The sequence below is a fragment of the Nocardia sp. NPDC056541 genome, assembly GCF_042794235.1.
Lineage (GTDB): Bacteria > Actinomycetota > Actinomycetes > Mycobacteriales > Mycobacteriaceae > Nocardia.
In genome coordinates this window covers 534,428-545,625 of record NZ_JBHTUD010000002.1, presented here as the reverse complement: position 1 = coordinate 545,625, position 11,198 = coordinate 534,428, and the positions used below count along the sequence as shown (strand labels likewise).

The following is an 11,198-nucleotide window of genomic DNA, read 5'->3' as shown; positions in this document are numbered from 1 at the left end:
CCCCAACCTTTATATAAAATTTTTTCCGGGGGGCCTGCGTATTTTTTTAATAAGACCCCCCCACACAACTCCCCCCCGGGGCCGGGGCCCCGGCGTACCCCCGGGTTACCCCCGCCACCGCGGACAGCGCGGCCACACCAAGGGCATATTTGCCCACAACAGACATCAGAGATTCTCCCCGTCGAAATACCGACTCCGTGCCTCGAAGCCGAACCAATCATGAACGGCGGCCGACTTCCCCGGAAATAGCTTTCCGGTATCGCCGCGACACCGTTCAGCGAACCTGCCATAGCGCCGAGACATTTCCGGCCACAACAGTTCTCGCTTGCCGAAACGCCCGATTCCTCCCGAACCGTTCGTCTGCCACAGACTAACAACGCCCACCGACAAGTAGCGATGGACCGCTATCTACCGGCGAACCAACTCGTCCCGCGCCCGCATCAACGCGAACCCGAGCAGATTGAGTCCCTTCCACCGCACGGGATCCAGCGCACCCGAATCATCGGCGGCCATCCCGATCCCCCAGATCCGGTCCATCGGGCTGGCTTCGACGAGCACCCGCGCACCGGTACCGACCAGATATTCCCGCAGCGCGTCATCCTGCCCGAACTTGGCCACGCTCCCCGCGACCACGATGTCGAATCGCGTTCGCTCCCAGATGTCTTCGTCGAAGTCACGGATCTGCCTGCCGAGTTTCTTCGCCTGGCTCGGATGGCCGACCTCGAGGATCTTCGCCGCGGTAGCCGCGTCCTCGAACAGCATCGCCTTGCGCCACATCATGTAGTGCTCGGCACTGGCGAATTCCACACCGTCGACAACGAATGTCGCCGGCCACCACTGGCTCAGGCTGCTCGAGCCGATCGTCCCGTCGCGACGTGGGCTGTGCCCCCAGAACGCCAGGTACTTCGGCGACGCGCCCTGCTCGATCGCTCGACACAACTGCTCTACCGACTCGGCGGTCATCACCCCTCCTAGTTTTGGTCTATATAACCATAGAACGAAACCAGGTTCACTGCACTTCTCGATGCGCCGTCCGGTGTTCGCTTGGCTGAGTGCGGGATCGGCGTTCGAAAGCCCCGGCATCGCGACAACTCAGGGTCGCGGCGCCGGGGACGGAGGTGGGGTTCAGGCCGAGCGGATGCCGTCCAGGTCGGAGTAGGGATGGGGAGCGGGGCGCCGGGGAATTCTGGCTTCGGTGACGGTGGAGTGGGGGGCGGGGCCGGTGTGGAAGCTGCGGGCGATCATCGAGGAACGCAGTTGCCACAGGCCCGAGGACTGGGCCGGGTCGAGGCCGGTGAGTTGAGCTACCCGGCGCAGGCGGTAGTCGACGGTGTTGGTGTGGATGTGCAGCAGCCGGGCGGTGCGCTGGCGGTTCATGTTGTTGGCGATGTGCACGCGCAGGGTTTCGTAGAGCTCAGGGTGGTTGTCGAGGGGGGCGAGGAGTTCACCGAGCCGGGCGCGACCGGGGCCGGGGCGGGTGAGCTGGTACTCCAAGGCCAGGTCGCCGAAGCGGTAGAGGCCGGGGGCGCTGTCGAGACGCTCCACCATGTCCAGGAGTTCGTGGGCGCGCTGGGCCGCATCGGGGATCTCCTCCGTCGCCGCGGGCACCAGAGCCGCGGTGATGTCGACATGCGCAGCCCGCGACAGCGCTTCGACCAGTGCGTCGAGCTGCTCGCCGACCAGCAGATCGGCGGGGATCAGCAGCGTGCCGCCGTCGACCGACAGCAGCGACAGCACCTGCTCACCGCACCGATGCGCCAACGCCGTTTGCACCCTGCGCAGCTTGCGCCGGGCCACCACCGCACCGTTCACGCGCGGGTCGCGCTCGTCGGGGTGCGCCCCGATCGAGAGAGCGAGCACCGAATACGCGTCGGAGACGGTGATGCCGACCTCGCGGGCCATGGTGACGGTCGACTGACCGGCCAGCAGTGCCGAGGTGAGGGTGTGCACCGCCGTGTGATGTTCGCCGACGGCCTCGCGGTGCTCACGGATGTAGGAGCGAGTCACCGTGGTACACAACAGGTCCGAGATCTCGACCACCCGGCGGAAGCCGTGGATCAGACTCGCGCGATCGACATCGGCCACCCCGTCGTAGACCGCGTCGAAGGAGAGCCGGAAGCCCTCGTGGAAAGCGTGCAGGATCGTGTCGATCGGCACGCCTTCGCGCGCCCAGCCCGCCGCCGCCACCGCGAGCCGGTTCAGCTTCACCTCCTCGTCGCGGCCGTCCAGCATGCCGCCGACGATTTCCAGGCACATCCGGGTGACCGAGGTGACGTCGCCGGCGATCACATCGCCGGGTAGCGTCCGGCAAGTCGCGACATTGTCGACGAAGTGACCGACCAACCGGCTGGTCATCGTCCGGACATCGCGCAGGGGCTGCCACAGGGCCGTCTCGTCCAGTGGGATCGTCATCGTCGACTCCTCCTTCTTCTACACCCCGGCGCCGCCGGTAGTGGTTGTGCTTCCGTCATGTCGGCCGATGTGCTGGCCTACACTGCGGTTTCTCTGTGATCATGACTGTAGGGTGAGCAACCGCTCACCTTCTACTCTTCTTTCTGCCGAGGTCGATAAATGCCCCCGCAAGCCGATAAGCAGCGCAAACGCCCCAAGCAGGACCGGGCGAAGGAGACGAGAGCGCGCATTCTCACGGTGGCCGCTCATCTTTTCGGCACCCGCGGTATCGGCAATACCTCGACCAACCGGATCGCGACCGAAGCGGGCATGAGCATCGGCACGCTGTACCGCTATTTCAACGACCGCGACGAGATCGTCAAAGAGCTCAACGACAGCCTGTTTCTGCAGGTGGAAGAGCGCTACAGCCAGCTGCTCACCGCCAGTTCCGGCCAGTCCCCCCGCGATGCCGTGATAGGTCTGATCCGCTCCGCCGTCGACATTCTCGTCGCGAACGGGCCGCTCGTCCGTGCCCTGGTCGCCGATCTGCAGTTCTACGGCAGCGGTATCCCCGAATTCGAACCCCGGCTGCGGATGCTCATCAAGCTCTACATCATCCAGTTCATGGGCCCGATCAAGCACGTCGACATCGACGTGATGGCCTTCGTCGTACTCAACGCGGGCTTCGCCACCGCGTTGCGTTCGGTCGAACTCGACGACGCCGAGCTCGACGCCATCATCGCCGGGACCGCCGACATGATCAGCGCCTGGATCGACTCGGTAGCCGTGGTCGAAAATGCTTAGTACACAACAGCAGAGGGCCCGGATCCTGGGTGAGGATCCGGGCCCGTTCGCTCCGTGATGGTCAGCGCGCGTTCGCCGTGCAGATGACGTCGACGATTTCGGAGCCGCTCAGGCCCGCCGAGCCCGTGTTGGCCAGCAGCGCGGTCGGGGTCAGCTCGGAGAGGTTCTCGTACGCCTTGCGCTCGGCCTCTGCCCGCGTCGCACCGGTCGACCACGCGATGCCGTTGTCGCTCTCGACCAGCACGGCGCAGCCGTTGGCCCACGTCGTCACCACGTTGCAGTCCGCCAGGTGGCAGTCGGCGATCGCGGCGGCCTGGGCGGCCTCGGGGCTTTCCTCGTTGACGCTGGTGCCGTAGATCGCCTGGCCGTCGCTCAACGCGATCGACGCCCACTGGTCGCCTGCCGCACTCGCCGTACCGGCGCCCAGCACCGACCCGGCCGCAAGAACCGACGCCGCAACGGCGAAGACGGCCTTACCCATGAAACTCATTCGAAAGATCTCCTCTGGAACCTGTTCCGGAAGTCCGGAACCTTCAAGATCATCATTGATGACCCGGTGACAGCCAACCACACGGTGAAACATCACATCACCGCCGTCAGCACATGAATCCAGACCAGCATGCTCCGCTGTGATCAGCGTCTGGGCCGAAGACGACTCGAGCCCGGACCGCTACGCGGTCCGGGCTCGACAATCACCGTGACGATCAGCTCGCGTTGGCGGTACAGACCGTTTCGATCACATGACCGCCGGCCAGCTGCGACGAACCAACGTTGACGAGCAGGCTCTGCGGAGTGCCCTCGGTCAGCGCGAGGTAGGCCTCCCGCTCCGCGTCGGCGCGGGTCGGGCCCTTGCCCCAGGCGATGAAGTCATCGTTCTCCACCAGGGCCGCGCAGCCGTTGACCCACACGGCCTCCACCAGGCAACCATCCGCGGCGCACTGTTCCAGCGCGGCAGCCTCGGCCTCAGCGCGCGTGGGATAGCCGACCGAACGACCGTAGTTCGCCCAGTCGCCGTCCGCGGCCATCGCGCCCCACTGGTCGGGGCCGACGGCATTCGCCGAACCGGCGCCCAGCACCGCGCCGGCCGCAAGGCCGAGCGCCGCCACGGCGAGGCCGGCCTTACTCATGAAACTCATTCGAAAGATCTCCTCTTGACACTGTTCCGGCAAGTCCAGAACCGTCAAGATCATCACTGATCGCCCGGTGACAACCAACCAGAACGGGAATCATCACACCGAGACCGGTCGACACATAACCGCAAAAAGGGCCCGGATCCAGCCAGGATCCGGGCCCGAAAAGCGCGGTGCTACACCGTGAAGCCGAGGGCGCGCAGCTGTTCGCGGCCGTCGTCGGTGATCTTGTCCGGGCCCCACGGGGGCATCCAGACCCAGTTGATCTTCAGATCCTCGACCATACCGCTGCGCACCAGGGCGTTGCGGGACTGGTCCTCGATGACGTCGGTCAGCGGACAGGCCGCCGAGGTGAGCGTCATGTCGAGGGTGCAGACGTTCTCCCCGTCGACCGACAGGCCGTAGACCAGGCCGAGGTCGACGACATTGATGCCGAGTTCGGGGTCGACGACGTCACGCATCGCCTCCTCGAGGTCCTCGAGGTGCTGAATCTGTTCGGCCGTCAACTCGACTTCGGCGGGTTTGTCGACCTCGACTGCCTGCGCGACGTCCGGGGTCTGTGCGGTATCGGTGCTCTCACTCATGTGGCAGACTCCCCATTTCCCATCGGTGCCTTGGTTTCCTCGGCCGAACTGATCTGCACGACAGCGTCTTTGAACGCCATCCACCCGAGCAGCGCGCACTTGACCCGCGCCGGGTACTTGCTCACACCGGCGAGGGCGATGCCGTCGCCGATCATGTCCTCGTCGCCTTCGACGGTGCCGCGGCTGGAGATCATCTCGCTGAACGAGTCGACCACCTTCAGCGCCTGCTGCACCGGCAGCCCGATCACCTGATCGGTGAGGATCGAGGTGGCGGCCTGGCTGATCGAGCAGCCCTGGCCGTCGTAGGAGACGTCGGCGACCTCACCGGCGTCGTCGATCTGCACGCGCATCGTCACTTCGTCACCGCACGTCGGGTTCACGTGGTGCACCTGCGCACCGAACGGTTCCCGCAGCCCGCGGTGGTGCGGGTGCTTGTAGTGGTCCAGGATCACTTCCTGGTACATCTGTTCCATACGCATGATCTAGGCAACTCCGAAGAAGGTCTTGGCCTTCCGCACGGCCGCAACCAGCGCGTCGACCTCATCGAGGGTGTTGTAGACCGCGAACGAGGCACGCGCGGTGGCGGCGACACCGAACTTGCGGTGCAGCGGCCAGGCGCAGTGGTGCCCGACCCGGATGGCCACACCCTGGTCGTCGAGGATCTGGCCCACATCGTGGGCGTGGATCCCGTCGACCACGAACGACACCGCGCCACCACGGTCCACGTTCTCGATCGGCCCGACGATGCGCACGCCCTCGATCCCGGACAGACCGTCGAGCGCGGCACCGGTGAGGGCGTGCTCGTGCGCGGCGACCGCGTCCATGCCGAGGTCCTCGAGATAGCGCACCGCGGCGGCCAATCCGACGACCTGCGAGGTCATCGGCGTGCCCGCCTCGAAGCGCTGCGGCGGCGGCGCGTAGGTGGTCTTCTCCATGGTGACGGTCTCGATCATCGACCCACCGGTGATGAACGGCGGCGTCTCCTCCAGCAGCGCCCGGCGGCCGTACAGTCCGCCGACACCCATGGGGCCGAGCATCTTGTGGCCGGAGAACGCGGCGAAATCGACCCCGAGCTCGTGGAAGTCCACCGCCATGTGCGGCACCGACTGGCAGGCGTCGAGCACGACGAGCGCGCCGACGGCCTTTGCCCGGCGGACCAATTCGTCCACCGGAGCCACCGCGCCGGTCACGTTCGACTGATGGCTGAACGCGAGAACCTTTGTCGCGGAAGACAGTTCGAGCGAATCCAGGTCGATGCGGCCGTCATCGGTGATGCCGTACCACTTCACGGTGGCACCGGTCCGACGCGCGAGCTCCTGCCACGGAACGAGATTCGCGTGGTGTTCGAGCTCGGTGATGACGATCTCGTCGCCGGGGCCCACCTTGTAGGGGAACCGGTCGTCACCGAACGCGTTGGCCACCAGGTTCAGCGACTCGGTCGCGTTCTTGGTGAACACGATCTCGCCGGTGTCGGCGCCGACGAAGCGGGCGATGTCGGCGCGCGCCTCCTCGTAGGAGTCGGTCGCCTCCTCCGCCAGCTGGTGGGCACCGCGGTGCACCGCCGAATTCCGGGTGAGCAGGAACTCGCGCTCGGCGTCCAGCACCTGCAGCGGACGCTGCGAAGTGGCACCGGAGTCCAGGTACACCAACGGTTTCCCGTCCCGCACCGTGCGGTGCAGGATGGGGAAGTCGGCCCGGATCCGGGCCACGTCGAGGGCTGGCACCGTCGCGGTCATGTCAGGCTCCAGCGGTCGCGGACGTGAAGCGCTCGTAGCCGTTCGCGTCGAGTTCCTCGGCCAGCTCGGAGCCACCTTCGGCGACGATCTTGCCGTTGACGAACACGTGCACGAAGTCGGGCTTGATGTAGCGCAGGATGCGGGTGTAGTGCGTGATCAGCAGCACGCCGCCCTCTTCGCGCTCCTTGTAGCGGTTGACGCCCTCGGAGACGATGCGCAGCGCGTCGACATCCAGACCGGAGTCGGTCTCGTCGAGGATCGCGATCTTCGGCTTGAGCAGACCCAGCTGCAGGACCTCGTGACGCTTCTTCTCGCCACCGGAGAAGCCTTCGTTCACCGAGCGATCGGCGAAGGCCGAGTCGATGTCGAGTTCCTTCATCGACTCCTTCACCTCCTTGACCCAGGTGCGCAGCTTGGGGGCCTCGCCGCGCACGGCGGTGGCGGCGGTGCGCAGGAAGTTCGACATCGAGACGCCGGGGACCTCGACGGGGTACTGCATGGCCAGGAACAGGCCCGCGCGGGCGCGCTCGTCGACCGACATGTCGAGAACGTTCTCGCCGTCGAGGGTGATGGTGCCCTGGGTGACGGTGTACTTCGGGTGGCCCGCGATCACGTAGGACAGCGTGGACTTGCCCGAGCCGTTGGGGCCCATGATGGCGTGCGTCTCGCCGGACTTCACGGTGAGGTTCACGCCGTTGAGGATCTGCTTGGACTCACCCTCGGGGGTGGTGATCTCCGCGTGCAGGTCCTTGATTTCCAAGGTGGTCATCGAATTAGAGTCCTTCGTGGGAAGTAGGTGAGTCAGATACCGACAGTGGCGAGTTCGGCCTCGATGGCCGCCTCGAGCCGCTCCCGGACCTCGGGGACCGCGATCTTCTGGATGATCTCGAAGAAGAAGCCACGCACCACCAGGCGGCGGGCGACGTCTTCGGGAATGCCGCGAGCGCGCAGGTAGAACAGCTGCTCGTCGTCGAAACGGCCGGTGGCACTCGCGTGTCCGGCACCGGCGATCTCGCCGGTCTCGATCTCCAGGTTCGGCACCGAGTCGGCGCGCGCGCCGTCGGTGAGCACCAGGTTGCGGTTCGCCTCGTAGGTGTCGGTGCCCTCGGCGGCCGCGCGGATCAGCACGTCGCCGATCCAGACCGTGCGAGCGTCACCCTTGGGCGAGGCCGGATCACCCTGCAGCGCACCCTTGTACAGCACATTGGACTTGCAGTTGGGCTCGGCGTGATCGACCAGCAGTCGCTGCTCGAAGTGCTGACCGGCATCGGCGAAGTACAGGCCGAACAGCTCGGCCTCGCCACCGGGACCGGCGTAGCGCACGGTGCCCGACAGGCGAACCAGGTCGCCACCGAGGGTCGCCGACACGTGGCGCAGGTTCGCGTCACGGCCCAGCTTCAGGTGATGCGCGGTGACGTGCACGGCGTCTTCGTCCCATTCCTGGACCGCGACGACGGTGAGCTTGGCGCTGTCACCGAGCACGAATTCGACGTTCTCGGCGTAGGTTCCGCCGCCGCGCTGGTCGATGACCACGGTGGCGACGGCGAAGTTGTCCAGGCGCACCTGCAGGTGACCGTAGGCGGTCTTGCCCTCGCCGGGACCGGTGATGGTGACGGTGACCGGGTCCGACACTTCGGTTTCCGGGCCGACGGTGATCACGGTCGCCTCGGAGAAACCCGAATAGGCCTGGGCGGCAACACGATCAGCGGGAGTACCGGCCTGGCCGAGACGAGAGTCGGTGCGGCCCACCGTTTCCACCGTGACACCGGCGACTTCACTCACCTCGACGGTAGCCTGACCGTCGGCGACAGCGGTGCCGTCGTGCAGGCCGCGCAGACGGCGCAGCGGGGTGAACCGCCACGCCTCGTCGCGACCCGACGGGACCTCGAATGCGTTCACGTCGAACGAGGTGAAGACCTCGCCCTTGTTGACCGCGGCGCCCGCGCCAGGATTCTGGATCGGCGTCTCGAGCGTCGACATCAGCCCACGGCCCCTTCCATCTGCAGCTCGATGAGCCGGTTCAGTTCCAATGCGTACTCCATCGGCAATTCCTTGGCGATCGGCTCCACGAAGCCACGCACCACCATCGCCATCGCCTCGTCCTCGGTGAGGCCGCGGCTCATCAGGTAGAACAGCTGATCCTCGGAGACCTTGGAGACGGTCGCCTCGTGACCCATCGTCACGTCGTCCTCGCGGATGTCGACGTAGGGGTAGGTGTCGGAGCGGCTGATCGTGTCGACCAGCAGCGCGTCACACTTCACGGTCGACTTGGAACCGTTGGCGCCTTTGTTGATCTGGACCAGACCGCGGTACGACGCGCGACCGCCACCACGCGCCACCGACTTCGACACGATGGTCGAGGAGGTGTGCGGGGCCAGGTGCAGCATCTTGGCGCCGGTGTCCTGGTGCTGGCCGGGGCCCGCGAACGCGACCGAGAGGACCTCGCCGTGCGCGTGCTCGCCGGTCATCCAGACCGCCGGGTACTTCATGGTCACCTTGGAGCCGATGTTGCCGTCGACCCACTCCATGGTGGCGCCGGCTTCGGCCTTGGCCCGCTTGGTGACCAGGTTGAACACGTTGTTCGACCAGTTCTGGATGGTCGTGTAGCGGCAGCGGCCGCCCTTCTTCACGATGATCTCGACGACCGCGGAGTGCAGCGAGTCGGACTTGTAGATCGGCGCTGTACAACCCTCGACGTAGTGGACGTAGGCGTCCTCGTCGACGATGATCAGCGTCCGCTCGAACTGGCCCATGTTCTCGGTGTTGATCCGGAAGTAGGCCTGCAGCGGGATGTCGACGTGCACGCCCGGCGGCACGTAGATGAACGAGCCACCCGACCAGACGGCGGTGTTGAGCGCGGAGAACTTGTTGTCACCGGCGGGGATGACCGAACCGAAGTACTTGTGGAAGATCTCCGGGTGCTCCTTCAACGCCGTATCGGTGTCGAGGAAGATAACGCCCTGCTTCTCCAGGTCCTCGCGGATGGAGTGGTAGACGACCTCGGACTCGTACTGCGCCGCGACACCGGAGACCAGACGCTGCTTCTCCGCCTCCGGGATGCCCAGCTTGTCGTAGGTGTTCTTGATGTCCTCGGGCAGGTCTTCCCAGCTCTCGGCCTGCTTCTCGGACGAGCGCACGAAGTACTTGATGTTGTCGAAGTCGATGCCCTCGAGGTTGGAACCCCAGTTCGGCATGGGCTTGCGGTCGAAGATGCGCAGCGCCTTGAGGCGCAGGTCGAGCATCCACTCCTCTTCGCTCTTCTTGGCCGAGATGTCGCGAACGACAGCCTCCGACAGGCCACGTTGGGCGCTGGCGCCTGCCACATCGGAGTCGGACCAGCCGTAACCGTAGGTGCCCAGCGAGGCGATGGTTTCGTCCTGGGTAAGCGGTTGTACCTGGTCGGTCGAGGTCGTCATTCGGCACTCCTTCCGGAGTCGTTCGTTCGTCCCGCCGCGGGCTGTGCGGCGGTTGGGGTCTTCGGCACCGCGACCAGCGGTACGTGGGTGGTGCAGGCGCAATCGCCGTTGGCGATCGTCGCAAGGCGCTGCACGTGGGTACCGAGCAGGTCGCGGAAAGCGTCCAATTCGGCCGCGCACAACTGCGGGAACTCCTCGGCGACATGGGCCACCGGGCAGTGGTGCTGACAGATCTGCACACCGGCGCCGACCTGACGGGTGGTGGCGGCGAAACCGGCGTCGGCGAACGCTTCCGCGATCTCCTCGACCTTGGCCTCGATCACCGGTGCGGTGTGGTCGGTGACGGGTTCGATGCCGTCGACGATCACGCGAACCCGCTTGCGCGCGAATTCGGCGATCGCGGCGTCGCCACCGATCTCGCCGAGCTGGCGAATCGCCGCCCCGGCCAGATCGTCGTAGGCGTGCCCGAGGTTGCCCCGGCCCGCCGCGGTGAGCTGGTATTGCTTGGCCGGTCGACCGCGCCCTTTCTGCTGCCACGGCGCGGAGCGGCTCGCCCGAGCCTGGCCCGCGTCGATCAACGCGTCGAGGTGCCTGCGCACCCCGGCGGGCGCGAGACCGAGTTCGGTGCCGATCGCCGTCGCGGTGATCGGCCCCTGCTCGAGCAGCAACTGGACGATGGCCGCCCTGGTCTGCCCTTCGTGCGCGGTCGCCGCGGGGACAGCCGACGACCGAGCGCCGGTCGTCTTACGACCGTCACTTTCCACGTCTGTCCGCAAACCCACGGTTTTCACAACACCAGTGTGGCGGAATTGCTTCCCTAAATCTAATAAGGGTCACCTGACAAAGGGTGCCCTGACCTGCGATGAAGATCATCGGGGCGCTCCCCCGCCCGATAAAACCCCAGGTGCGGCCCCTGCGGACCGATCCCGGCCGCTCGGCCGGGTGACCCATCGCACAGGTCGGCAACCGCGACCACCCGGCGCTTGGCAACACCGCACCCGGTGCCGAACGGTCCGCCCGGCACGCTCGCACGGCGTTGCTCGCAGGAGATATTCGCACCACAACGCGGCGAGCGACGGTCCGGGTGCGCGGTGGCGAACCCGGCGGGCGCAGGGGGCGGTCTGGCACGATGGCAGG

At 66.2% G+C, this 11,198-nt stretch carries 12 protein-coding genes; 1 reads left to right on the top strand and 11 read right to left on the bottom strand.

Features of this window, described 5'->3' with window-relative positions; translation table 11 throughout:
- Nucleotides 1–408 precede the first annotated feature (408 nt).
- On the bottom strand, nucleotides 409–963 hold the full coding sequence (locus tag ACFQ9R_RS05470; protein WP_378989116.1) for an NADAR family protein: 555 nt from the start codon (nucleotides 961–963) through the stop codon (nucleotides 409–411).
- A gap of 162 nt (nucleotides 964–1,125) precedes the next feature.
- Nucleotides 1,126–2,412, bottom strand: coding sequence for a PucR family transcriptional regulator (locus ACFQ9R_RS05465; protein WP_378989115.1), 1,287 nt, complete (start codon nucleotides 2,410–2,412; stop codon nucleotides 1,126–1,128).
- A 159-nt stretch (nucleotides 2,413–2,571) separates the two neighbouring features.
- On the opposite strand from ACFQ9R_RS05465, the gene ACFQ9R_RS05460 reads away from it, so the two are divergent.
- Entirely contained in the window at nucleotides 2,572–3,195 is a 624-nt protein-coding gene (locus tag ACFQ9R_RS05460) for a TetR/AcrR family transcriptional regulator (RefSeq protein WP_378989114.1), read from the top strand.
- 61 nt (nucleotides 3,196–3,256) lie between these two features.
- On the opposite strand, the gene ACFQ9R_RS05455 is transcribed toward ACFQ9R_RS05460, so the two are convergent.
- From ACFQ9R_RS05455 to ACFQ9R_RS05415, 9 genes are all read right to left on the bottom strand, one after another.
- Entirely contained in the window at nucleotides 3,257–3,685 is a 429-nt protein-coding gene (locus ACFQ9R_RS05455; RefSeq protein WP_378989113.1) for a DUF4189 domain-containing protein, read from the bottom strand.
- A 214-nt stretch (nucleotides 3,686–3,899) separates the two neighbouring features.
- Complete coding sequence (locus ACFQ9R_RS05450) at nucleotides 3,900–4,331, bottom strand: DUF4189 domain-containing protein (RefSeq protein ID WP_378989112.1); 432 nt, start codon at nucleotides 4,329–4,331, stop codon at nucleotides 3,900–3,902.
- A 170-nt stretch (nucleotides 4,332–4,501) separates the two neighbouring features.
- Nucleotides 4,502–4,909 (bottom strand): metal-sulfur cluster assembly factor, encoded by a 408-nt coding sequence (locus ACFQ9R_RS05445; RefSeq protein ID WP_378989111.1) that lies wholly within the window; start codon nucleotides 4,907–4,909, stop codon nucleotides 4,502–4,504.
- Nucleotides 4,906–5,388 (bottom strand): Fe-S cluster assembly sulfur transfer protein SufU, encoded by a 483-nt coding sequence (sufU, locus tag ACFQ9R_RS05440; RefSeq protein ID WP_056810385.1) that lies wholly within the window; start codon nucleotides 5,386–5,388, stop codon nucleotides 4,906–4,908. The genes ACFQ9R_RS05445 and sufU overlap by 4 nt, the downstream gene beginning before the upstream one ends.
- Nucleotides 5,389–5,391: 3 nt before the next feature.
- Entirely contained in the window at nucleotides 5,392–6,645 is a 1,254-nt protein-coding gene (locus ACFQ9R_RS05435; RefSeq protein WP_378627113.1) for a cysteine desulfurase, read from the bottom strand.
- A gap of 1 nt (nucleotide 6,646) precedes the next feature.
- A complete protein-coding gene (gene sufC, locus ACFQ9R_RS05430) occupies nucleotides 6,647–7,414 on the bottom strand; it encodes a Fe-S cluster assembly ATPase SufC (protein WP_067452582.1) in 768 nt (255 codons plus the stop codon).
- A 32-nt stretch (nucleotides 7,415–7,446) separates the two neighbouring features.
- Nucleotides 7,447–8,625 carry a Fe-S cluster assembly protein SufD gene (sufD, locus tag ACFQ9R_RS05425; RefSeq protein WP_378989110.1) on the bottom strand — a complete coding sequence of 393 codons (1,179 nt, stop codon included), beginning with the start codon at nucleotides 8,623–8,625 and terminating at the stop codon, nucleotides 7,447–7,449.
- Nucleotides 8,625–10,061, bottom strand: a complete 1,437-nt coding sequence (gene sufB, locus ACFQ9R_RS05420; RefSeq protein WP_378989109.1) for a Fe-S cluster assembly protein SufB — start codon at nucleotides 10,059–10,061, stop codon at nucleotides 8,625–8,627. Before sufB ends, sufD begins: the two co-directional genes overlap by 1 nt.
- Nucleotides 10,058–10,852 carry a helix-turn-helix transcriptional regulator gene (locus ACFQ9R_RS05415; RefSeq protein ID WP_378989108.1) on the bottom strand — a complete coding sequence of 265 codons (795 nt, stop codon included), beginning with the start codon at nucleotides 10,850–10,852 and terminating at the stop codon, nucleotides 10,058–10,060. The genes sufB and ACFQ9R_RS05415 overlap by 4 nt, the downstream gene beginning before the upstream one ends.
- Between the last annotated feature and the right edge of the window lie 346 nt (nucleotides 10,853–11,198).